General features: G+C 71.2%; 20 protein-coding genes and 2 pseudogenes. 13 read left to right on the top strand and 9 right to left on the bottom strand.

The genetic code is table 11. The features are described 5' to 3' along the window. Positions 1-210: 210 nt before the first annotated feature. Together ACGFYN_RS39490 and ACGFYN_RS39485 are read left to right on the top strand one after the other, a co-directional pair. On the top strand, positions 211-789 hold the full coding sequence (locus ACGFYN_RS39490) for an RNA polymerase sigma factor (RefSeq protein WP_393870810.1): 579 nt from the start codon (positions 211-213) through the stop codon (positions 787-789). Further along, a complete protein-coding gene (locus tag ACGFYN_RS39485; protein ID WP_393870809.1) occupies positions 782-1,756 on the top strand; it encodes a CU044_5270 family protein in 975 nt (324 codons plus the stop codon). The genes ACGFYN_RS39490 and ACGFYN_RS39485 overlap by 8 nt, the downstream gene beginning before the upstream one ends. A gap of 227 nt (positions 1,757-1,983) precedes the next feature. On the opposite strand, the gene ACGFYN_RS39480 is transcribed toward ACGFYN_RS39485, so the two are convergent. Further along, a complete protein-coding gene (locus ACGFYN_RS39480; RefSeq protein ID WP_393870808.1) occupies positions 1,984-2,349 on the bottom strand; it encodes a nuclear transport factor 2 family protein in 366 nt (121 codons plus the stop codon). Between the two features lie 172 nt (positions 2,350-2,521). Here ACGFYN_RS39480 and ACGFYN_RS39475 point away from each other — a divergent pair, with 172 nt between their 5' ends. Further along, entirely contained in the window at positions 2,522-2,809 is a 288-nt protein-coding gene (locus ACGFYN_RS39475) for a hypothetical protein (RefSeq protein ID WP_393870807.1), read from the top strand. Positions 2,810-2,946: 137 nt separating this feature from the next. On the opposite strand, the gene ACGFYN_RS39470 is transcribed toward ACGFYN_RS39475, so the two are convergent. Further along, positions 2,947-4,704: an ABC transporter ATP-binding protein gene (locus ACGFYN_RS39470; protein ID WP_393870806.1), complete on the bottom strand. Its 1,758-nt coding sequence runs from the start codon at positions 4,702-4,704 to the stop codon at positions 2,947-2,949. Between the two features lie 168 nt (positions 4,705-4,872). Between ACGFYN_RS39470 and ACGFYN_RS39465 the strand changes: the two genes are divergently transcribed. From ACGFYN_RS39465 to ACGFYN_RS39450, 4 genes and pseudogenes are all read left to right on the top strand, one after another. After that, on the top strand, positions 4,873-5,961 hold the full coding sequence (locus ACGFYN_RS39465; protein ID WP_393870805.1) for an S-(hydroxymethyl)mycothiol dehydrogenase: 1,089 nt from the start codon (positions 4,873-4,875) through the stop codon (positions 5,959-5,961). Beyond that, positions 5,961-6,590, top strand: coding sequence for an MBL fold metallo-hydrolase (locus tag ACGFYN_RS39460; RefSeq protein WP_393870804.1), 630 nt, complete (start codon positions 5,961-5,963; stop codon positions 6,588-6,590). The genes ACGFYN_RS39465 and ACGFYN_RS39460 overlap by 1 nt, the downstream gene beginning before the upstream one ends. A 484-nt stretch (positions 6,591-7,074) precedes the next feature. Beyond that, positions 7,075-7,275, top strand: a pseudogene (locus ACGFYN_RS39455) (MFS transporter); the annotation flags it as partial. Positions 7,276-7,437: 162 nt separating this feature from the next. Further along, entirely contained in the window at positions 7,438-8,352 is a 915-nt protein-coding gene (locus ACGFYN_RS39450) for an SDR family oxidoreductase (RefSeq protein ID WP_393870803.1), read from the top strand. A 2-nt stretch (positions 8,353-8,354) separates the two neighbouring features. On the opposite strand, the pseudogene ACGFYN_RS39445 reads toward ACGFYN_RS39450, so the two are convergent. Then, positions 8,355-8,889: pseudogene (locus ACGFYN_RS39445) on the bottom strand (hypothetical protein). Between the two features lie 49 nt (positions 8,890-8,938). Here ACGFYN_RS39445 and ACGFYN_RS39440 point away from each other — a divergent pair. Next, positions 8,939-9,736, top strand: coding sequence for an SDR family NAD(P)-dependent oxidoreductase (locus tag ACGFYN_RS39440; protein WP_393870802.1), 798 nt, complete (start codon positions 8,939-8,941; stop codon positions 9,734-9,736). A 160-nt stretch (positions 9,737-9,896) separates the two neighbouring features. Next, positions 9,897-10,595: a L,D-transpeptidase family protein gene (locus ACGFYN_RS39435; RefSeq protein ID WP_393870801.1), complete on the top strand. Its 699-nt coding sequence runs from the start codon at positions 9,897-9,899 to the stop codon at positions 10,593-10,595. Positions 10,596-10,626: 31 nt separating this feature from the next. On the opposite strand, the gene ACGFYN_RS39430 is transcribed toward ACGFYN_RS39435, so the two are convergent. The 4 genes from ACGFYN_RS39430 to ACGFYN_RS39415 are packed head-to-tail and all read right to left on the bottom strand — an operon-like array spanning position 10,627 to position 15,120. Beyond that, complete coding sequence (locus tag ACGFYN_RS39430; RefSeq protein ID WP_393870818.1) at positions 10,627-11,829, bottom strand: Gfo/Idh/MocA family protein; 1,203 nt, start codon at positions 11,827-11,829, stop codon at positions 10,627-10,629. Between the two features lie 29 nt (positions 11,830-11,858). Further along, the gene (locus ACGFYN_RS39425) at positions 11,859-13,208 is read right to left on the bottom strand and encodes an ABC transporter substrate-binding protein (protein ID WP_393870800.1); all 1,350 of its coding nucleotides are present in this window, start codon (positions 13,206-13,208) and stop codon (positions 11,859-11,861) included. A gap of 10 nt (positions 13,209-13,218) precedes the next feature. Next, entirely contained in the window at positions 13,219-14,136 is a 918-nt protein-coding gene (locus ACGFYN_RS39420) for a carbohydrate ABC transporter permease (RefSeq protein ID WP_393870799.1), read from the bottom strand. Positions 14,137-14,154: 18 nt separating this feature from the next. Continuing rightward, positions 14,155-15,120, bottom strand: a complete 966-nt coding sequence (locus ACGFYN_RS39415; RefSeq protein WP_393870798.1) for a carbohydrate ABC transporter permease — start codon at positions 15,118-15,120, stop codon at positions 14,155-14,157. Between the two features lie 166 nt (positions 15,121-15,286). Between ACGFYN_RS39415 and ACGFYN_RS39410 the strand changes: the two genes are divergently transcribed. From ACGFYN_RS39410 to ACGFYN_RS39400, 3 genes are all read left to right on the top strand, one after another. After that, positions 15,287-16,447 carry an ROK family protein gene (locus tag ACGFYN_RS39410; RefSeq protein ID WP_393870797.1) on the top strand — a complete coding sequence of 387 codons (1,161 nt, stop codon included), beginning with the start codon at positions 15,287-15,289 and terminating at the stop codon, positions 16,445-16,447. A gap of 100 nt (positions 16,448-16,547) precedes the next feature. Beyond that, positions 16,548-16,733 (top strand): hypothetical protein, encoded by a 186-nt coding sequence (locus tag ACGFYN_RS39405; RefSeq protein ID WP_393870796.1) that lies wholly within the window; start codon positions 16,548-16,550, stop codon positions 16,731-16,733. Between the two features lie 55 nt (positions 16,734-16,788). Then, positions 16,789-17,655, top strand: coding sequence for an EamA family transporter (locus tag ACGFYN_RS39400; protein WP_393870795.1), 867 nt, complete (start codon positions 16,789-16,791; stop codon positions 17,653-17,655). A gap of 4 nt (positions 17,656-17,659) precedes the next feature. Here the strand turns inward: ACGFYN_RS39400 and ACGFYN_RS39395 are convergent, their stop codons facing one another. After that, entirely contained in the window at positions 17,660-19,033 is a 1,374-nt protein-coding gene (locus tag ACGFYN_RS39395; RefSeq protein ID WP_393870794.1) for a S1 family peptidase, read from the bottom strand. 115 nt (positions 19,034-19,148) lie between these two features. After that, on the bottom strand, positions 19,149-19,979 hold the full coding sequence (locus tag ACGFYN_RS39390; RefSeq protein WP_393870793.1) for an SAM-dependent methyltransferase: 831 nt from the start codon (positions 19,977-19,979) through the stop codon (positions 19,149-19,151). A gap of 99 nt (positions 19,980-20,078) precedes the next feature. Between ACGFYN_RS39390 and ACGFYN_RS39385 the strand changes: the two genes are divergently transcribed. Beyond that, positions 20,079-21,257, top strand: coding sequence for a MalY/PatB family protein (locus ACGFYN_RS39385; RefSeq protein ID WP_393870792.1), 1,179 nt, complete (start codon positions 20,079-20,081; stop codon positions 21,255-21,257). The last annotated feature ends 15 nt before the right edge of the window (positions 21,258-21,272 follow it).

Genomic DNA, 21,272 nt, shown 5'->3' with positions numbered 1-21,272 from the left:
CAGCGCCATCACGCCGCCGATCAGGAAGAACGCGAACGACGTGACGAGATACAGCGTCCCGATCGTCTTGTGGTCAGTGGTCGTCAGCCACTTGAGGTGCCTCATGCCCCGCCTGTGTCCGCACCCGCCGCACCGGTCACACTCGTACGACGCGACGAGAATCACGGAAGTGGGTGTGACGATCCGGCCGGTGCCGGACACGAACGGAACATGAGCAACGACGAGATCTTCGCCGCTGCCTATCGCGAGCACTACTGGGCAGTCAGCCGCTATGTCGCGCGGCGACTGGACGGGCGGGCCGGCGAGGTGGAGGAAGTGGTGGCGGAGGTGTTCACGGTCGCCTGGCGGCGCCGGGCCGAACTGCCGGGGTCCCCGCTGCCCTGGCTGTACGGCGTGGCACGCAACTGCCTGGCGAACGCGGTGCGCGGCCTCGGCCGGCGCCGCCGGCTGCTCGACCGGATCGGCAACGACGAGAGCGCGCACGGCCGGCAGATCGTGGCGAGCCCCGACACGGAGGCACCGGGTGCCTGGGTGCACGAGGCGCTGGCCCGCCTCTCCGACGCCGATCAGGAGGTGCTGCGCCTGACCACGTGGGAGGAGTTGGGCGTCGACGAGGTCGCCGTCGCCCTCGGCTGCGGCCCGCGTGCCGCCTCGATGCGGCTGCACCGCGCCCGGCGCCGGCTCAGAGCCGAGATAGACCGCATGCATCCCGCTCTCACGACCGGCCCGGCGGCCGCGCGTCCGGCGGCCGCGCGTCCAGCAGCCACGAAGGAGCACGGCCATGGCTGACGAACTCGAACTCCTGCGCCGCGCCAACCCGGTGCCGGTCGACGGCCCCCACTACGGCGACGGCCCCCTGGACCACGACGCCGAGCGCCGGCTGAACCGGCTGCTGCACGAACGGCCCGCCGCCCGCCGCCGCACCCGGCTCGCCTGGAGCTTCGCCGCGACGCTCGTCGTCGCCACGACGGCACTCGCGCTGCTGCTCGGCGGTCCGAGCACCACGCCCGCGGTCGCCGCGCCCCGTCCGCTGGTCGTCCGGGCCGACTCCACCCCCGTATCCCTCAGGGAACTGGCCGACCGCGCCGAGCGGCAGGTCACGGCCCCCGGTGCGCCGGAACTGCGCAAGGGCACGCACGTACAGTCCTGGAGCCTGGGCATGAGCGACGACAAGCCCCCGGTGACGCTCCCGGAGGAACGCGTCGTGCGCTGGAAGGCCGACGGCAGCCACACCGAACTCGTCGTGGCGACCGACCCGCGGCACCCGGGCCGGCCCGTCCTGCGCGACGACGGCGATGCTCCGCACCTCGTCGAGGACGGCCATGTCCTCAGCAGGCAGACATATCCGCCGAGCTGGAGCGACGCCCCGCCCGAGTCGCCGCCCCCGCACGACACGGCACGGCTGCGCGCCTACCTCCAGGAGGCCTCCTACGCCGGGACCACTCTGACCACACCCGAACTCCTGGACGCGGTGGACGAGTTGCTCGGTCACTGGACCCTCGGCGCCCGTGAGTCCGCGACGCTGGCCCGGCTCCTCGCGGTCACCGACGGGCTGCGGCCGGTCGGCCGGGTGACGGACCGGCTCGGGCGCGGCGGAATGGCCTACGAGTACGAGAGTGCGGGCACCCGCCGGCTGCTGATCATGGCTCCGTCCACCGGCGCGGTCCTGGGCCTGGAGACGGTCTTCACCAAGGCCGACCCGGAGTACGGCGTGAAGGCCGGCGACGTCATGGACTACAGCGCCTGGATGCGCTGATCACATCCCGAACCGGGCTCACCGGCGCAGGACATGGCGCCTGCGGGTGGTGGGAAGCGGTCGGGACCGTCCCGCTCTCATGACGGACCGCAGCAGGGCCAGGGAGGCCAGCCGCTGTGCCACGGTGGACCGCCCGGGCCGGCCCGGACGCGTTCGCCCGAGCGCCGCACGAGCCGAGAAGGTCCAGGTCAGCCTGGAGGTGACCTGGACCCTCGCGGTTCTGCCTCCTACTCGTCCCATGCCTGGATCAGGATCTCCTCGGCGATCTTGCCGTCGCGCAGCGTGACCATCGACTCGGAGAGGACGCGCGTCCCGTCCGAGTACCGGCACGACTGGCTGTAGGCGGCGTGGTCGCCCTGGATGATGCACTGGTCCACCTTGTGCGTCATGTCCCGGCTGTAGATGTCCTCGAACAGTGCCCCGATCTCGTCGCGACCGCGGATGATCTTGGGTTGGCTGGGCTGGGTGTTGCGGTCCACGATGCGTATCTGCGCGTCGTCCGCGTAGAGCGACAGCAGGTCTGCCGCCGTGTGTCCTTCGACGCCCCGGCGCAGGGTGTCGGCGCTGAAGGCGGGTGTTGCCGTGGTCCCCATGGTGACCTCCTCCGAAGGCCGCGACCCGACGAGGAGCGGGCCGCGAAGGGCCTCTCCTCCGAGGCTCCTCCGCCGCGGCAGGCTCGGCAAGCGCAGCCGGAACGCTGCCCCTGACGGGTGAGTGACGCACCGTGCCCGTGACCGCCCGAGGTCCGGCGGCGTTGTGGGAAACATGATCTCAACACGACGTATCGTCGCCGCCGTTGGTCTCGCCGCGGGTATCACCGCCCTCGCCGCGCCGCTCGCCAGCGCCTCCGACTCGGCCATCGCGAACAAGGACGGCAGCCAGCTGAACCCGCTCACCCTGGTCGACTCGCTCGCCACGACCGGTATCCCGGCCGACCGCCAGGCCGAGGTTCCGCGCCCCTCCGAGCAGCTCAACCGCCTGAACAACCTCCAGCAGCTGGACCAGGTCGCCCACATGGGAGCCGTCGGACCCGGCCTGCCGGACGCCTTCTAGCAGGCCGTCGCAGCGTCGCGCATCCTGGCCGAGGGGCCGCCCGGAACACTGGGCGGCCCCTCGGCCTTGTCGCATCCTGAACGCGCACGCCACTGACGGTGAACCGGTCTTCACATCGCGAACCTCGCGGGGGCGGGTCAGTCGGCGGTCGCGAGGAACTGCGTGGCCGCCAGCTCGGCGTAGAGGGGATCGGCGGCGACCAGTTCGCGGTGGGTGCCCACCGCACGCACCCGGCCCGCGTCCATGACCACGATGCGGTCGGCCATCGTCACCGTGGAGAGCCGGTGGGCGACGACGAGAACCGTCGTCGTCCGGGCCACGTCGGCGACGGTGTCCCGCAGCGCCGCCTCGTTCACCGCGTCGAGCTGCGAGGTGGCCTCGTCGAGCAACAGCAGCCGCGGCCTGCGCAGCAGCGCGCGGGCGATGGCGACGCGCTGCCGCTCGCCACCCGACAGCTTGGTGCCGCGGTGACCGACCAGGGTGTCGAGCCCCTTGGGCAGCCGGGCCACCAGCCCGTCGAGGTGGGTCGTCTTCACCACCCGGGTGAGCGCGTCCTCGTCGGCCTCCGGGTTGCCCAGCAGCAGGTTGTCGCGCAGCGAACCGGACAGCACCGGGGCGTCCTGCTCCACATAGCCGATCGCCGACCGGAGTTGGGGCAGATCCCAGTCCTGCACGTCGCGTCCGTCGAGGGTGACGGTGCCGGAACCGGGGTCGTAGAAGCGCTCGATGAGCGAGAACACCGTGGTCTTGCCCGCGCCGGACGGGCCGACGAACGCCGTCATGCCGCGGGCCGGTACCGCGAACGTCACCCCGTGATGGACGTACGGCAGGTCCTCGGCGTACCGGAAGCGGACCTCATCGAAGGCGAGCGTGGCCGGTTCCGCGCCGGGGGTGGGCAACGGGGCCGGGCGGGACGCCGGTTCGGAGGGCAGGCTCAGCGCCTCCTGGATGCGGGCGAGGGCCGCGGAGCCCGTCTGGTACTGCGTGATCGCGCCGACCACCTGCTGGATCGGGGACATCAGATAGAAGACGTACAGCAGGAACGCGACCAGCGTGCCCACCTCGATGGCGCCGGTCGCCACCCGCGCCCCGCCCACCGCGAGCACCGTGATGAAGGCGATCTGCATCGCCAGACCGGCCGTATTGCCCGCCGCCGCCGACCACTTGGCGGCCCGCACGCTCTGCCGCCACGACTCCTCCGCCGCGTCGTGCAGCGTCTTCTCCTCGCGGTGCTCGGCGCCGGACGCCTTCACCGTGCGCAGCGCGCCGAGTATCCGCTCCAGGGAGGCGCCCATCACCCCGACCGCGTCCTGCGCCCGACGGCTCGCGCGGTTGATGCGCGGCACGATCACACCGAGGACCGTGCCCGCGCCGAGGATCACGGCCAGGGTGACCAGGAGCAGCACCGGATCGACCAGCCCCATCATCACGATGGTCGCGACGAGCGTGAGCCCGCCCGTGCCCAGCCCCACCAGCGAGTCCGTGGTGACCTCGCGCAGCAGCGTGGTGTCCGAGGTGATGCGGGCCATCAGGTCGCCCGGTTCGCTGCGGTCGACCGCGGTGATCCGCAGCCTCAGCAGATACGACGACAGGGCGCGCCGCGCGCCGAGCACCACCGACTCCGCGGTACGCCGCAGCACGTAGCCGCCGAGCGCGCCCACCGCGGCGTTGGCGACCACCAGTGCCGACATGGCCAGCAGGGCGCCGGTGATGGCCCGGTCGTGCGAGAGGTCGTCGATCAACCCCCGGGCCACGAGCGGCAGCAGGAGCCCGGTGGCGCCCGTGACGAGCGACAGCAGCGCGCCCGTCAGCAGGGCCCACCGATGCGGTCGTACGTAGGCGAGGAGCAGCCGCCAGGCGGGCGGGCTCGGCTCGATGTCTGCGGCGATGCTCACGGCGCTCCTCGGCAGTCGTGCGGAGCATTCAGGCTACGTCGGCGACAGCGGCCCGAGCGCGGCCATTTCGGGGCGGCCGTCTGCTCCGTCGCGAGGCCGGCGCCGTTACTGATCAGTCACGCGTAGGGTCGAAGGGACGGACATACGTCGATGAAAGGGTTCAACACCATGGCGCAGGAAGTTCGCGGCGTGATCGCACCGGGCAAGGACGAGCCGGTGCGGGTGGAGACGATCGTCGTGCCCGACCCGGGGCCCGGGGAGGCGGTGGTCCAGATCCAGGCCTGCGGGGTGTGCCATACGGATCTCCACTACAAGCAGGGCGGGATCAGCGACGACTTCCCCTTCCTGCTCGGTCATGAGGCGGCCGGGGTCGTGGAGTCGGTGGGGGAGGGCGTCACCGATGTGGCTCCCGGCGACTTCGTGATCCTCAACTGGCGTGCGGTGTGCGGGCAGTGCCGGGCCTGTCTGCGCGGGCGGCCGTGGTACTGCTTCAACACCCACAACGCCAAGCAGAGGATGACCCTCGCCTCGACCGGGCAGGAGCTGTCGCCGGCGCTGGGCATCGGTGCCTTCGCGGACAAGACGCTGGTGGCGGCCGGACAGTGCACGAAGGTCGATCCGAGTGTGTCGGCGCAGGTGGCCGGGCTGCTGGGCTGTGGCGTGATGGCGGGCATCGGTGCGGCGATCAACACCGGTCAGGTCGGCCGCGGCGACAGCGTGGCCGTGATCGGCTGCGGCGGGGTGGGCGACGCGGCGATCGCCGGGGCGAACCTGGCGGGCGCGGCGAAGATCATCGCGGTGGACCTCGACGACCGCAAGCTGGCCAAGGCCCGGGAGATGGGCGCCACGCACACGGTGAACTCCAAGGAGACCGACCCGGTCGAGGCGATCCGCGAACTGACCGGCGGATTCGGCGCGGACGTGGTCGTCGAGGCGGTCGGCCGCCCGGAGACGTACAAGCAGGCCTTCTACGCCCGCGACCTCGCCGGCACCGTCGTGCTGGTCGGCGTCCCGACACCGGAGATGAAGCTCGAACTGCCCCTGCTGGACGTCTTCGGCCGTGGCGGCTCGCTGAAGTCGTCCTGGTACGGCGACTGCCTGCCGAGCCGCGACTTCCCGATGCTGATCGACCTGCATCTGCAGGGCCGGCTGCCGCTGGACAAGTTCGTCACCGAGACGATCCAACTCACCGACGTGGAGAAGGCGTTCGAGCGGATGCACCAAGGCGACGTACTGCGCTCGGTGGTGGTGCTCTGATGGCCGCCCGCATCGAACGCCTCGTCACCTCCGGGCAGTTCACGCTCGACGGCGGCACCTGGGACGTCGACAACAACGTCTGGATCGTCGGCGACGACCACGAGGTGGTCGTCATCGACGCGGCGCACGACGCCGACGCCATCGCCGAGGCCGTGGGGGACCGCCGGCTGACGGCCATCGTGTGCACGCACGCCCACAACGACCACATCGACGCGGCGCCCGCGCTGGCCGACCGCACGGGCGCCACGATCTGGCTCCACCCGGACGACCTGCCGCTGTGGAAGCTGACCCACCCGGACCGTGACCCCGACGCCCATCTCGTCGACGGCCAGGTCATCGAGGCGGCGGGCGCCGACCTCACGGTGCTGCACACCCCGGGCCACGCGCCGGGCGCCGTCTGCCTCTACGACCCGGCCCTGGCCACGGTCTTCACCGGCGACACCCTCTTCCAGGGCGGCCCCGGCGCGACCGGCCGCTCCTACTCCCACTTCCCGACGATCGTCGACTCCATCCGCGAACGCCTGCTCAGCCTCCCGCCGGAGACGAAGGTCCTTACAGGGCACGGCGATCCGACGACGGTCGGGGCGGAAGCTCCTCATCTGGACGAGTGGATCGCCCGCGGGCACTGAACCCCTGACGGGCGGAGGGACCGGTGGCCGCGGCCGCGCTGCCGGCGGCTCGGCCGGGCGCTCGTGGTCCGGTCCCGCTGCCCGACGCCGTGGTCAGAGCACTCCCACCAGGACGATGACCAGGGCGGGCAGTGAAGCCCCCGGCCCGGACGAGCACGCCGTACGCGGTGCGCTGTGTGCGGCCGACGCGGTCGGAGTGGTGGCCGCTGGGGGTCTGCCCGAGGCCCCACAGGATGAGCTAGAGGCCCTCGATCAGGCCGACCGCGGCGAGGCCGAGGTCGCGGTCGGTAAGAGGAGCGGAAAGACGTCTCAAGTGAGCCCGTCGTTGCGGTTGTTGACCGGCCCGGCCTGGCTCGTGTGCTCGCCGGCCGGCAACGGCTCGGTGTGCTGGGCGAGTTCGAGGGCCACGTGGGCCGCGGTGTCACGCACGATCAGGGAGAGCGCCGGCCCCGCCGCCACGAAGACGACGTCCAGGGCGACCGCGGTGTGGCCGGCCGCTTCGTTGAGACGCGTGGCCAGGCCGCGGCGGCGCCTCGTCGCCTCGCAGGACCTCAGCGGGGCCGGACTTGCCGCCGGTGTCACGGTCGGCGCTCTGCTCGCCCAGAAGATGCTCGGCGGCACGGGCCTGGCCGGGCTGCCGAGCGCCCTGTTCACCGCCGGATCGGCGCTCACCGCGGTCGCCGTCCCATCCGCCGGCTACCTCGCCTTCGCGGCCGAAGGCAACCCGCGGAAACGCCGTAGGGCAATCGCCGTAAGAGAATCCCCCGTAAAAGGCGACAGAAGATGTCCGCCTTCCCCGGGACCCTGATCCTGGCAGCAGGAGTCGTAGGAGAACGGGAGGCCGTAGATGTCCGAGCCGCTGAAGGGCAAGGTGGCGCTGGTCGCCGGGGCGACGCGGGGTGCGGGGCGCGGGATCGCGGTGGAGCTCGGCGCGGCCGGGGCGACCGTGTACGTGACCGGGCGCAGCACCCGCGCGCGGCGTTCCGAGTACGACCGCCCGGAGACCATCGAGGACACCGCCGACCTCGTCACCGAGGCGGGCGGCGAGGGCATCGCCGTGCCCACCGACCACCTCGACCCCGCACAGGTCCGCGCCCTCGTGGACCGCATCGCGGACGAGCAGGGCCGCCTGGACGTCCTCGTCAACGACATCTGGGGCGGCGAGAACCTCTTCGAATGGGAGAGCCCGGTCTGGGAGCACGACCTCGACAAGGGGCTCAGGCTGCTCAGGCTCGCCGTCGAGACCCACGCCGTCACCAGCCACCACGCCCTGCCCCTGCTGCTGCGCCGGCCCGGCGGCCTGGTCGTCGAGGTCACCGACGGCACCGCCGACTACAACCGTGACACCTACCGCGTCTCCTTCTTCTACGACCTCGCCAAGGCGTCCGTACTGCGCATGGCCTTCGCCCTGGGGCACGAACTCGGCCCGCGCGGGGCCACCGCCGTCGCACTCACCCCGGGCTGGCTGCGCTCGGAGATCATGCTGGAGCACTTCGGCGTACGTGAGGAGAACTGGCGCGACGCCCTGGACCGGGTCCCGCACTTCGCCATCTCCGAGACCCCACGCTACGTGGGCCGCGCCGTCACCGCGCTCGCCGCCGACCCGGACGCGGCCCGGTGGAACGGCGACTCCCTCTCCAGCGGCTCCCTCGCCCAGGAGTACGGCTTCACGGACCTCGACGGCAGCCGCCCGGACGCCTGGCGCTATCTGGTCGAGGTCCAGGACACGGGGAAGGCGGCCGACGTGACCGGCTACCGCTGACCTCAGGGGCGGGTCACGACGGGCAGCGGCCGGCGCGCCGAATGCCCCGGCGGGAGTGCCAGGTCCTCCCGTACGGCCGTGTAGAACCGCTCGCGTCCGGCGCGCTGCCGCTCCAGCAGGGACTGCCAGGCGGCCGGATCACGCGTGCCCTCCCGTACGAAGCGCTCCATCTCCAGGACCGTGACGATCCACTCCCGGGCCTGCTCGACGACGTCCGGGCTGCCCAGCAGGATGAGCGCCTCGCCGTACGGCTCGCGGGCCGTCTGGACCTCGGCCAGCAGCGGCTCCGCCTCCTGCGCCGCCAGGGGATGCGGGTGCGGGTCGTTGCCGAGGTGGGCCGCCACCCGGTAGGTCAGCGCGACCTGCTGCTTCAGCGCCTGCGACCAGTCCGTGCAGACCGCGAACCGCCGCGCCTCCCAACGCGCCGCCCGCTCCCGCCGGACGCGGACCCGGTCCCCGCGTACGACCGCCAGATACGAGCCGAGCGCGCCGCACGACACCTGTCAGGGCGGGGAGTTGCTGAAGAAACGCGGTCACGGACGCACGTTATCCGCCGGGTAGATCTTGCGGGGGGTAGGTTCGGCCCATGGCTGACACGAAGCGCTTCGAGGGGTACGGAGTTCTCGTCACCGGCGCGGCCCGCGGCATCGGCACAGCCGTCTCCCGGCGGCTGGCCGAGGAGGGGGCGCGTGTGCTGCTGACCGACGCCGATCCGGCCGAGGTCGGGAAGACCGCGGGCGCGCTGCGTGAACTGGGTCTCGCAGCCGAGGCGTTGGCGTGCGACGTGGGCGAGCGGGCCGCTGTGGAAGCGGCCGTCGCGCACGCCGTCGAGACCTTCGGGTCGCTGGACGTCCTGGTCAACTGCGCGGCGAGCTGCACCCCCGACACCCCGCTCTTCGAGGACGGCGCGGACGACGCCTGGGACCGCGACCTCGACATCACGCTGACCGGTGCCTACCGCTGCTGCCGGGCCGCCCTCCCGCACCTGGCCGTCTCCGGTCGCGGCGCCGTCGTCACCATCGGCTCCGTCAACGCCCTTCAGGACTTCGGCAACCACGCCTACAGCGCGGCCAAGGCCGGTCTGCTCTCGCTCACCCGCACCATGGCCGGGCATGTCGCATCGCGGGGTGTCCGCGTCAACCTGGTGCTGCCGGGCACGGTGCGCACCTCGGCCTGGGAGGGCCGCGAGGAGGAACTGGAGACCCTGCGCGCGCTGTACCCCCTCGGCCGGGTCGGCGAGCCCGAGGACGTCGCCGCCGCCGTCGCCTTCCTCGCCTCCCGGGACGCGGCCTGGATCACCGGCACCACGCTCACGGTCGATGGCGGCGTCACGGCCGTCAACACGGGCTTTCTCCGGTCGACGGGACAAGGCGGCGAGAGATGAGCCACAGCGCCCCATCCGTCTCTCTGTGACCTGCGGCACTGCGAATGTCACCGTTTCGTCGCATCGTGGGCGATCGCTGCAACCGAACGCGCCGCACGCCGGTCTAGCTGGCAGAGATCGCAGATCAGACGCGCCAACGACATGAAAGGCAAGGCCGGCCATGGGGGACATACGCAGACGGGGCGCCGTCGCGCTCGGGCTCACCGGACTGATGGCACCGCTCGCGCTCGCACTGGGCACCGCGCCCGCGCAGGCCGCGACGAGCTGCACCACCAGCGCCGGGCCCTACCAGAAGCAGGTGGAGAAGTTCCTCGGCCGACCGGTCGACGGCCGGCAGTCGGCCACCGACTGCAAGGCCATCAAGGCCTTCCAGACCAAGCACGGCATCACGCCGAACATCGGCTACGCGGGCTCCGTCACCTGGGGCGTGATGGACCTCATGAACAAGCAGAAGGCCGTCGGGAACAACCCCAACAGGGACCACGAGTGCCCGACGAACAAGGGCCGCATCGCCTGTGTGAACCTGACGCTCCAGCTCAGCTGGATCCAGGACGGCAGCCGGCTCGTCTACGGCCCCGTCCCGGTCCGTACCGGCCGTAACGGCTACGAGACCCGCACCGGCCTGAAGAAGATCTACTGGCGGGACATCGACCACGTCTCGAGCATCTACAACGTGTCGATGCCCTACAGCCAGTTCTTCGACGGCGGCCAGGCCTTCCACTCGGTGGGCCTCAGCATGTGGAACCCGCCGGGCTCGCACGGCTGCGTCAACATGACCCCCGCCACCGCCAAGAAGTACTGGTCGCTGCTGAAGAACGGCGACGACGTCTTCGTCTACGGCCGCAAGCCGGGCACCTGACACACCGCGCAGGCACCCGGCTCCCCGGGCGTCACTGCGCGGGCGCGTCCCCGAAGTCCGGGATCTCCAGCCGTACGCCACCCTGCCGCGCGGAATCGTGCGCGACGATGCCCGGCAGGGTGTAGCGGGCGGCCACCCAGGCGTTGACGGACGGCAGCGACCGCGTGTTCACGGCGGTCACGAAGTCGTCCACCAGGAAGTGGTGGCTGCCCTCGTGCCCGTTGTGCAGGTGGTCGAACTCCCGCGGCAGCCGGGCGCGGTCGTGCACCGGCGCCGAGCCGGAGGTGAAGGCGGCCCGCAGCTCCGGCGCGACGTGCTGAAGTGACGGGTCGTCAGGAGCCATCGTGGGCTTGGGCTCCAGCAGTTCGCTGATGTCCTGCACGCCCTTCTTGTCCTGCCACAGCGCCACGGTGGCGAGCTGCTCCATGCTCGCGTCCGTGCCGAAGAACCGGAAACGCGACTCCCGGATGTGCGAGGGGTAGCCCACCCGCCGGAACTCGTTGGTGCGGAACGACCCGCCGCCCGCCACCTCGAACAGCGCGGTCGCGTTGGAGAAGTCGTTGCCGAACTGGCTGACGTCCTTGTCGAAGACGCCGTCGCCGCGCTCGTCGACCACCCCGATCGCCGACACGCTCGTGGCGTACGTCTGCCAGGCGCCGAGCACACCGCCCACCGAGTGCGTGGGGTAGAGCAGCGGGGGATAGCTGGCGGTCTGCTTCCAGTTCTCGCCGCCGCTGTACCGGTACGCCTCGTAGAACCCCAGATCCATGTCGTGGACGTAGTCGCCCTCGGCGTAGAAGATCCGCCCGAATGCACCCTCGGCGATCTGGTTGCGGGCGTGCACGGTCGCCGGGTTGTACTGGCTGGTCTCGCCCATCATGTACGTCAGCCCGGTCGCCTTGACCGCGTCGATGATGGCGGCGATCTCCTCCGTGGTGATCGCCATGGGGACCGCGGAGTACACGTGCTTGCCGGCGTTCAGGCCCTGGAGCACGAGGGGTCCGTGCGTCCAGCGCTGGGTGAAGATGGCGACCGCGTCGACCGCCTCCGACTCCAGCATCGCCTGGTACGAGGGGAAGGTGCCCGCCAGCCCCTGGGCGGTGGCGAGTTGGTCCGCCCGGTCGGGCAGCAGGTCGGTGACATAGACGTCGCTGACGCCGGGGTGGGCCTGGAACAGCGTGGCGAACTGGCCGGAGAACTGGCCGGCGCCGACGATGCCGAGCGAGAACGTCATGTGAGGCGTGCCCTTCACTGGTACGGAGATCACTGCGAGAGGATCAGGTTGATCTGGTCGGTGGTGCGGTCGAGGCTGCCGGCGGAGCTGCCACTGCCGTAGATACCCTGCATGGCCGGGTGCATCAACGCGTAGACGTCCGCCGCGTAGTTGGTGATCGGGAAGGTGAAGGTCCTGAAGTCCTTCCGGTCGGTGACGGGCTTCGTGAACGCCGAGACGTCGATGCCCTTCCGGCCGTACGCGGCCACCGCCGCCTTCGTCCCGTCGGGTGTGGCGGGGAAGACGATGCCGTAGCGGCCGACGATCTTCTGGCAGGCGTCGGAGGCGAGGTAGCGCACCCACTTCCTGGCGCCCTGCTTGTTGTGGGCCTTCTTGGTGATGGAGTCGGCGAGGCCGTTCATCATGGTGGCCCGCTTGCCGGTCGGCCCGGCCGGCGTGGGCGCGGTGGCGACCTTGACGCCCTTCATCGCGGCGTAGGTGGAGATCATCCAGGCACCGTCGAAGGCGGTCGCCGCCTTGCCCGCGGCCACCTGCGCGTTGGCCGGGTTGGCGCCCGCGCTGTAGTCCGTGAGCGGCGCGAGGTAGCCCTTCTTCGCGAGGCCGAAGTACCACTTGATCACGGACTGGAAGGTCTTGCTGTCGTAGCGGTACTTGTCGCCCCACCGCTTCTTGTCGGTGTAGTTCCAGCCCGCGGAGGCGGCGAAGTTGCTCCACGTCGTCTGTCCGTCGCCGTCACCGCCGCCGCCGGTCGCGAGGCCGTAGACCTTGACGTGGTGCTTGTCGAAGCCCGGTTCGTCGCCGCGCCTGCCGTGCACGTCGATCGTGAGGTGGGCGATGGCCTTCTCGAAGGTGCCGCCGTCCTTCGGGTTCCACGCCACGCCGGCGATCTGCTGCGGGGTGAGCCCGGCGGACCGCGCCATCTTCCTGTTGTAGAAGAGGGCGACCGTGTCCCAGTCCTTGGGGGTGCCGTAGCGGTGGCCGTCCTGCCCGATCCAGTTGTCGGCCAGCCCCGGCTGGTAGCCGGAGGGGTTGACGTCCAGGTCGTCCAGCGGCTCCAGGACCTTCAGGTCGGCGAACTGGCCGAACTTCTGGATGTGGTCGGTGAAGACGTCCGGCTGGGTGCCCGCGATGAAGCTCGCGGTCAGCTTGGTCCAGTAGTCGTCCCAGCCCAGCTGGCTGATCCTCACCTTCAGGCCCGGGTTCTCCTTCTCGAACCCCTTGGCGCAGGCCTGGTAGGCGGGCAGCTGGTTGGCGTCCCACAGCCAGTACGTGACCGTGTTCCCGCTCCCTCCGGCGCCGCCGTTCTGCGCGCACCCGGCGACGAGGGACAGTGCCAGCGCGCCGGTCAGTGCCACGGCGCTCCGCATACGAACTCGCATACCTGTCCCCTTACTTGAGCCCGGTGAAGCTGATGGTGCTGACGATGCGGCGCGCGAAGCAGCCGAAGAGCACGAGCATCGGCAGCGCGGCGACGAGGGTCGCGGCCATCAGGCCGGACCAGTCGTAGCCCGTCTGCGGGGTCTGCGCCCGGAAGATGGCCAGTGCCACGGTCAGCACACGCGAGCTGTCGCTGTAGGACACCATCAGCGGCCAGAAGTAGTCGTTCCACGAGGTGATGTACGTCAGCACGCCGAGCGTGAGGATGGGCGTGGACGCCATCGGGAGCATCACCCGGAAGAAGATCCGGATCTTCCCGGCCCCGTCCAGCAGGGCGGCCTCCTCGACCTCCCGCGGGACGTTCATGAAGAACTGGCGCAGGAAGAACACCGCGAACGGCGTCATGAACATCGTCGGCAGGGCGATGCCCAACAGCGTGTCCACCAGGTGGAGTTGCTTGATGAGCACGAAGTTCGGCAGCAGGGTGAAGATCGCGGGCACCATCAGCCCGGCGAGGAACAGCCCGAACACCTTGTCCCGGCCGCGCCACCTCAGCCGTGCGAAGGCGTAGGCGGCCATGGCGGAGAAGAAGATCTGGCAGACGGTGATCAGGGTCGAGACGAACACCGAGTTGAGCAGGTAGCGCCAGAACTTCAGGCCGCCGCCCGAACCGCCCTGGGCGATCGCGTCCTTGGTCGACTGCAGGCCCAGGGCGCGTGCGAAGCCGCCGCCCGTCAGGCCGACCGGCAGGGGGTCGCCGGGGTGGGCGGCGAGCGCGGTGTTGGTGGACAGCGCGGTGCGCAGGATCCAGTAGAACGGCAGCAGGGTGATGAGCACGATCGCGGTCATCACCACCCATGCGACTATCCGGCCGGCGGAGGGCCGGCGCCTGGTGGTTCGTACGGTCGTCGTGGTTGCCACGGCAGCCATGTCGGTCACTCCCTTCCGTCAGCCGAGGTCGCTCTGGCCGGCCCGGGTGAGCCGGTACTGCAGGAACGTGATCGCGCTCAGCACGACGAGCAGGGCCACGGACATGGCCGAGGCGTAGCCGAACTGGAAGCGGCCGAAGGCGGCGCCGTAGATGTAGTACTGGAGCACGTTGGTGGCGTTCGCCGGGCCGCCCATGGTCGTCACGGCGACGGTGTCGAAGACCTGGAACGAACCGATCACCGTCATGATCAGCACGACCGCCAGCACCGGCCGCAGCAGCGGCAGCGTGATCCGGCAGAACATCCGCCACTCGCCGGCGCCGTCCACCCGGGCCGCCTCGTACATGTCGTTCGGGATGGCCATGAGCCCGGCGAACAGCAGCAGCGCGGTGTAGCCGACGTGCCGCCAGACGTTGATCAGGGCGATCGTGGGAATCGCCCAGTTCTCGTCGGCGAGGAACGGGATGTGGTCGAAGCCGAGCGCCCCGATGATCTGGTTGCCGATGCCGAGCTGGGTGTCCAGGATCCACAGCCAGACGACGCCGGCGACGACGTTGGACATCAGATACGGCGTGAGCACGATCCCGCGCAGCACCGACGACTGCGTCAGCCGCTGGAGCAGGACGGCGATGGCGAGCGCCGAGACGGTCTGCACCCCGATGTTGATCATCACGTACTCGACGGTGACCTTCAACGACTCCCAGAAGATGGGGTCGTGGACCATCCGCACGTAGTTGTCCAGGCCCACCCACTCGGCAGGGGTGAGCAGGTTGAAGCGGGTGAAGCTCAGGTAGATGCCCCGCAGGGTGGGCCAGAGCAGGAACACCAGGAAGCCCAGCAGGGCAGGGGCGATGAACACCGCGGCCAGCCGTCCGTCGCCGCCGCTCGCACGGGCCCTGGCCCGTCCCGTCCTGGGCCTGGTGCCCGCTCCCTCGGCGCCGCGCAGCGGCAGGCGCGAAGGGGGGCTGCTGGAGGCGATGGTCATCGGGAGACTCCTCGTCTGCGGCGGCTCGTCCTCGGCCACTTACTTTCGGCGTGAAAGAATCCAAGCGTCAAGTGGCCTGCGAGGATCTTTTTTCAGGCCCATGGTGCGGGCTATCCTGAGCTGGTTGTTTTCACGGCGAAAAAAAGCATGTGGGAGTCTGACCGTCATGACCACAGTTGCCGCCAGCTGGCTGCCCCTGAGTCCCGGTGAGCGCTCGGTGGCGATCGAGGTGCTCGTCAACGGCCCGCTGTCACGCACCGAACTGGCCCGGCGGCTCGACCTGTCCGCGGGCAGCCTCACCCGGCTGACCAAGCCGCTGATCGAGTCGGGACTGCTGATAGAGGTCACCGAGGCCGGCACCCCGGCGGAGGTGCGCCAGGGGCGTCCCTCGCAGCCGCTCGACGTCGTCGCCGAGTCCCGCTCCTTCATCGGCTTCAAGATCACCGAGGACATGGTCTACGGCGTCGTCACCACGCTCCGCAGCGACATCGTCGCCCGCTACGACCGCCCGCTCGACACCCATGACCCGGCCGAAGTCGCCGACGTGCTCGCGGAGATGACGGCCGAGCTCGCCGGCGCCCACCCGTGCCTCGCCGGCATCGGCATCGGCGTCGGCGGCCTGGTCGAGGACCGCTCCGTGGTGGGGGAGTCGCCGTTCCTGCGCTGGCGGGACGTACCGCTCGCCGAGCTCGTCGAGGAGCGCACCGGACTGCCGGTCGTGGTCGAGAACGACGTCGCCGCCCTCGTCGAGGCCGAGACCTGGTTCGGGGCCGGCCGGGGCCTGGACCGCTTCATCGTCCTGACCATCGGCGCCGGCATCGGCTACGGACTGGTCCTGGGCGGCAGGCGCGTCCCCTGCGCCGAGGAGGACCGCGGTTTCGGCCGCCACTGGATCATCGACCCCAACGGCCCGCTCACCCCCGACGGCGAACGCGGCAGCGCCGTCTCGCTGCTGACCATCTCCAGCATCCGCTACCAGATCCGCGCCGCCACCGGCCGGGACTGGACGTACGAGGAGATCCTCGGCCTCGCCTCCGCCGGTGAGCCCATGCACGCCCGGGTCGTCGGCGAGGCGGCGCGTGCCCTCGGCACCCTCGTCGCCCAGATCGCCAACTTCGCGATGCCGCAGAAGATCCTGCTCGCCGGCGAAGGCGTGGGCCTGATGGATGTGGCCGGAGACACAGTGCACGACGCGATCGCCGCCCAGCGGCATCCGCTGGCCGCGCCGGTGCCCCTGGAGACCAAGGTGTCCGACTTCCACGACTGGGCCCGCGGCGCCGCCGTCCTGGCCATCCAGGTGCTGGTCCTGGGGGTCGCGGAGGTGTGAACTCGGCGGCCCGCCTTGGCAGATGGACGTGACCAGCAACACGGTCCCTAATGTCCGGTTCGTGCGAACTTACTCACAGCGCCTTCACGCCACGGCCCGTATGCTTCACATCATGTCCACCACCGTTGAACCCGCCTCCGTTCGTTCGGCAGACGAGGTCAACGAGGAGATCCGGGCCCTGTGGCGCCGGTCGGGCGGGACACTGAGCGGCGAGCAGCGCGAGGAGTACCAGCGCCTCGTCCTGGAGTGGGCCGCAGCGGCCCCGTCCCGGTCGCGGGCTGCCTGACAGGCACTGAGCCCCGCGGCGCTTCGGAGCCCCGGCCCGGGGAACCCGCCGCACGATGGGTCCCCTCCTCGCACTGGCCTCCGCCGTCTGCTACGGCATCGTCGACTTCGCCGGCGGGATCCTGTCCCGCCGCGCCTCCTACACGGCTGTCACCTTCCTCGGCCAGCTCGGCGGGCTCATGCTCGCCTGCGTCGCCGCCCTCCTCGTATCCGCCTCCTCCGTCCACCTCACCGACCTGCTGTGGGGCGCCCTGTCCGGCGCCGGCAGCTGTATCGCCATGCGCTTCCTGAACCGCGGTCTCAGCCGCGGAGCGATGAGCGTGGTCGTGCCGGTCAGCGCGGTGACCGGCGTCGCCCTGTCCGTCGTGTGCGGGGTCCTCGCCCTCGGTGACCGCCCCGGCGCCCTGGCCTGGGTCGGCATCGTCGTCACGGTGCCGGCGCTCTGGCTCGTGGCCGGCGGGGGAGCGGGCCGCAGGGGTGCGGGCGGAGATGTGCAGCATGGTCTGCTCTCTCGTCCGGGCGGAGTCGTGCGTGATGGTCTGGTCGCCAGTGCGGGCGTCGCCGTGCAGTACGTGGCTCTCGGCCTCACGGCCCCGTCCGCCGGGCTGTGGCCGGTGGCCGCGGGCCGCGTCGCAGCCGTACTCCTGCTGCTGCCGGCCGTGGTGCGGCACGGGCCGCCGCGCCTGCCGCTCCGTCCCACCGTCCAGTCGCTCCTCGTCGGGGCCGGGGCCGCCCTCGCCCTGATCCTCTATCTGCTCGCCGCCCAGCGGCAGTTGCTCGCCGTCGCCGTGGTCCTCGCCTCTCTCTATCCCGCGCTTCCCGTCATCCTCGGTCTGGCCCTGCTGCACGAGCGGGTCTCCGTCCGGCAGACGGCCGGGCTGCTGGGCGCCGCGGTGGCCACGGTGCTGCTGACCCTCGGCTGAACCGTCAGCTCCAGGTCGCCGAGTAGTGGCGCCGGTACGCCTTGCGGTCCTGCTCGGCGCGGATGTAGCGAGTGGCGACGAGCGCCAGCAGGCTGCCTCCGATGACCAGCATCCCGGGTCCGACGTTGCTCGGATTCGCGAGCCGGGCCAGCAGCGTCTCGCCGTCGTCCGCGAGGCCCGAGACGGGACCCGAGGAGCCGGGAGACGCCGCGCCGGGTGCGATCGCGCTGTGCGTGGCCGAGGAGGACGGCGCCGCCGTGCTCTGACCCGCGGCCTGCTTCGACACGATCATCCGGACATCGAGCGCCTGCATCGCCTTGGTCACCGGCTGGAAGAAGGTCGTCCCGCCCGAGGTGCAGTCGCCGCTGCCGCCCGAGGTCACGCCCAGCGCGACGCCGTCGGAGAACAGCGGGCCCCCGCTGTCCCCGGGCTCGGCGCACACGTTCGTCTCGATCAGGCCGGTGACGGTGCCCTCCGGATAGTTGACCGTGGCGTCCAGCCCCTTGACCTCGCCGTCGTGCAGCCCGCTGGTGCTGCCGCTGCGGAACACCCGCTGCCCCACGGCCGGATCGCCGACACCCGTGATGCGCACGCCGTTGCCCTTGCCGATGGCCACGATGTCGGCGCCGGCGCCCGCCTTGCCGCTCGCGTACTGGACAAGCGAGAAGTCACTGCCGGGGAAGTCCTGCCGCACCGTCCTTCCGAGCTGCTGGTTGCCCTGGTTGTCCGCGAACCAGATGGACCCGGCCGGCCCGCAGTGCCCGGCGGTGAGGATGAAGTCGCTCTTGCCGTCGGTCACGTTGAAGCCGGCCGAGCAGCGCCCGCCGGTCGACAGGATCGGCTGCGCGCCGTTGAGCCGGGTCGTGAACTCGCCCTGTGCGCGCTCCGTGCGGACGGCCGAGCCGATGCCGGACGCGACCTTGGTCATGCTCGACCAGTCGGAGGACGAGACGGTGCTGTCGCCCTGCACCACCACCTGGTTGGTGCGGTAGTCCATGACCCAGGCCGTGCCGGCGACCCGGGGCGCCGCACGCAGCGTCGACGCCGCCGCCTTGAGGTCGTTCATGCTGTGCTGCACCATCCTGGCCCGGGCGCCCGCACTCTCCACCTGGGCCGCCGCCTCCTTGTCGGTCACCGCTACCACCGGACGGCCGTCCGTGCCGATCCAGGTTCCGGCCGTGCGGGCGGTGCCGAGTTCGGACACGAGCGCCGCACCGGGGTTCTGCGACGTGCTGGAGGCGCTGAGCGGGAGGGCGGAGGTGCCGGGAGTCTCGCTCGCCATGGCGGCCTGCGTCACCATCGCTCCCCCGAGGAGGAGGCCGCCGACGGCCGCCAGCCGCGTCGCTCGCCGGACGATCCGTCGTCGTGCGTGCCTCATGCATGGCTCCCGAACCCGTACGCGCGGCGTCAACACCGCGGGGCCCTCCGGTCGTTGAGAACCCTCCCTCCATACGGGGCCGGGGACCGTCCCGTTCAGCGCGCGGGCGACCTTCTCAGCGCTTGCGGCCGACCCCGCCGTACATGGCTACTTCCTGCGGCTCGTCCCCGCCGGGATGCTCGGGCCGCCAGCGCGAGCACGAGAGAACGCCCGGTTCCAGAAGGTCCAGGCCGTCGAAGAACCGGGCCACGGCCTGCGGGGTGCGCTGGATCAGCCCCGGTATGCCGCGCTCGTTCCAGTACCGGACGGCCGCGTCCACCTCCGGCAGCGCGGGGCTCGTGATGGTGTGGGACAGCACGAGATGGCTGCCGGGCGGCAGCGCGTCCATGAGGCGGCGCACCGTCCCGTACGGGTCCTCGTCGTCGCGCAGGAAGATGACCACCCCGAGCAGCATCAGCGCGACCGGCCGGGAGAGGTCCAGCGTGTCGGCGGCCCGTTCCAGGATCGCGTCGACGTTGCGCAGGTCCTCGTCCAGATGGTCCGTGCGGCCCTCGGGCGAGCTGGTGAGCAGGGCGCGGGCGTGCGCCAGCACCAGCGGGTCGTTGTCGACGTAGACGATCCGCGCGTCCGGAGCGAGACGCTGGGCGACCTCGTGCGTGTTGTCGGCGGTGGGCAGGCCCGTGCCGATGTCGAGGAACTGGCGGATCCCGGCCTCGGCCACGAGATGGCGTACGGCCCGTCCCAGGAAGAGGCGGTCGGCGCGGGCGTACGCGTCGATCGCCGGATGGAGCTCGCGGATGTGGTCACCGGCCACCCGGTCGACCTCGTAGTAGTCGCTGCCGCCCAGCCAGTAGTTCCAGATCCGGGCCGTGTGCGGGCGCAGCGTGTCGATACGTCTGCGCAGCGCCGCGGCGTGGTCCTCGGTGCATGCCGGATTCTCCGTCAAGGGGTCCGCTCCTGGAGTGCCTTTTGGGGGGTGGCATCAACCGGCAATCCAACCATCGCAGTTGCGGTTTGCCGAGGGCGTGGCCCCTATCTTGAGCCCATGAACAGGATCCCGCACGACACGTCCGGTGAACCGAATCCGCTGCGCGTCCTCTCCCTCGACCGGCTCCGCCGTCGTACGAGCATGAAATGGCGCACCCATCCGCCCGACGTGCTGCCCCTGTGGGTGGCCGAGATGGACGTGCCGCTCGCCGAACCCGTCGTCCGCGCGGTCACCGAGGCGCTCGCGCTCGGGGACACCGGCTACCCGGCGGGCACCGCCTACGCCGAGGCGCTCGCCGGGTTCGCGGAGAAGCGGTGGGGGTGGGACGGGCTCGCCGTGGAGCGCACCGCGATCGTGCCCGACGTGATGCTCGGCGTCGTCGAGATGCTCAGGCTGGTCACCGGGCCCGGGGATCCGGTGATCGTCAACTCGCCCGTGTACCCGCCGTTCTACCAGTTCGTCGGGCACCTGGACCGGCTGGTGCTTGAGGCGCCGCTCGGGGCGGACCTGCGCATCGGCCTCGGCGTGCTCGAGGAGACCTTCCGGCAGGCCGTGGCCGGCGGACGCCGTGCCGCCTACCTGTTGTGCAGCCCGCACAACCCGACCGGGACCGTACACACGGCCGAGGAGCTGTCCGCCGTGACCGCCCTCGCCGGCCGGTACGGCGTCCGCGTCGTCGTGGACGAGATCCACGCCCCGGTGACCGCGGCGGGCACGGACTTCGTGCCGTATCTGAGCGTCCCGGGCGCGGAGAACGGCCTGTCCCTCATGTCCGCGTCGAAGGGCTGGAACCTGGCGGGCCTGAAGGCGGCGCTCGCGATCGCCGGGCCGGCTGCCGCCGCCGACCTGGCCCGGCTGCCCGAGGAGGTCGGCCACGGCCCGAGCCATATCGGTGTCATCGCCCACACGGCCGCCCTGACCGACGGCATCGCCTGGCTGGACGCGGTGCTCGGCGGCCTCGACGACAACCGCCGGCTGCTGGCCGATCTGCTCGCCGAGCACATCCCCGCCATCGCCCACCGCCCCGGCGAGGCCACCTATCTGGCCTGGCTCGACTGCCGTGCGCTCGGCCTCGGTGACGATCCGGCCGAAGTGTTCCTCGAGCGGGGGAGGGTGGCGCTGAGCCCGGGCCTCCCCTTCGGCACCGGCGGGGCGGGGTACGTACGCCTGAATCTGGCGACCTCGCCCGAGGTGATCACCGAGGCCGTACGGCGTATGGCGGCCGCGCTCGCCTGAACACAGGCCCGGGTG

This window comes from Streptomyces sp. NPDC048419 (genome assembly GCF_043200415.1).
Classification (GTDB): domain Bacteria; phylum Actinomycetota; class Actinomycetes; order Streptomycetales; family Streptomycetaceae; genus Streptomyces.
This window is presented reverse-complemented; position numbering and strand designations above follow the sequence as displayed.

Bases quoted from the DNA above. Each gene is read 5' to 3' on its own strand.
- ACGFYN_RS39400 (WP_393870795.1), top strand. From the start codon at position 16,789: ATGGGTCCCCTCCTCGCACTGGCCTCCGCCGTCTGCTACGGCATCGTC.
- ACGFYN_RS39450 (WP_393870803.1), top strand. From the start codon at position 7,438: ATGTCCGAGCCGCTGAAGGGCAAGGTGGCGCTGGTCGCCGGGGCGACG.
- ACGFYN_RS39460 (WP_393870804.1), top strand. From the start codon at position 5,961: ATGGCCGCCCGCATCGAACGCCTCGTCACCTCCGGGCAGTTCACGCTC.
- ACGFYN_RS39430 (WP_393870818.1), bottom strand. From the start codon at position 11,829: ATGACGTTCTCGCTCGGCATCGTCGGCGCCGGCCAGTTCTCCGGCCAG.
- ACGFYN_RS39410 (WP_393870797.1), top strand. From the start codon at position 15,287: ATGACCACAGTTGCCGCCAGCTGGCTGCCCCTGAGTCCCGGTGAGCGC.
- ACGFYN_RS39385 (WP_393870792.1), top strand. From the start codon at position 20,079: ATGAACAGGATCCCGCACGACACGTCCGGTGAACCGAATCCGCTGCGC.
- ACGFYN_RS39440 (WP_393870802.1), top strand. From the start codon at position 8,939: ATGGCTGACACGAAGCGCTTCGAGGGGTACGGAGTTCTCGTCACCGGC.
- ACGFYN_RS39415 (WP_393870798.1), bottom strand. From the start codon at position 15,120: ATGACCATCGCCTCCAGCAGCCCCCCTTCGCGCCTGCCGCTGCGCGGC.
- ACGFYN_RS39475 (WP_393870807.1), top strand. From the start codon at position 2,522: ATGATCTCAACACGACGTATCGTCGCCGCCGTTGGTCTCGCCGCGGGT.
- ACGFYN_RS39485 (WP_393870809.1), top strand. From the start codon at position 782: ATGGCTGACGAACTCGAACTCCTGCGCCGCGCCAACCCGGTGCCGGTC.
- ACGFYN_RS39465 (WP_393870805.1), top strand. From the start codon at position 4,873: ATGGCGCAGGAAGTTCGCGGCGTGATCGCACCGGGCAAGGACGAGCCG.
- ACGFYN_RS39405 (WP_393870796.1), top strand. From the start codon at position 16,548: ATGCTTCACATCATGTCCACCACCGTTGAACCCGCCTCCGTTCGTTCG.
- ACGFYN_RS39420 (WP_393870799.1), bottom strand. From the start codon at position 14,136: ATGGCTGCCGTGGCAACCACGACGACCGTACGAACCACCAGGCGCCGG.
- ACGFYN_RS39425 (WP_393870800.1), bottom strand. From the start codon at position 13,208: ATGCGAGTTCGTATGCGGAGCGCCGTGGCACTGACCGGCGCGCTGGCA.
- ACGFYN_RS39480 (WP_393870808.1), bottom strand. From the start codon at position 2,349: ATGGGGACCACGGCAACACCCGCCTTCAGCGCCGACACCCTGCGCCGG.
- ACGFYN_RS39395 (WP_393870794.1), bottom strand. From the start codon at position 19,033: ATGAGGCACGCACGACGACGGATCGTCCGGCGAGCGACGCGGCTGGCG.
- ACGFYN_RS39435 (WP_393870801.1), top strand. From the start codon at position 9,897: ATGGGGGACATACGCAGACGGGGCGCCGTCGCGCTCGGGCTCACCGGA.
- ACGFYN_RS39490 (WP_393870810.1), top strand. From the start codon at position 211: ATGAGCAACGACGAGATCTTCGCCGCTGCCTATCGCGAGCACTACTGG.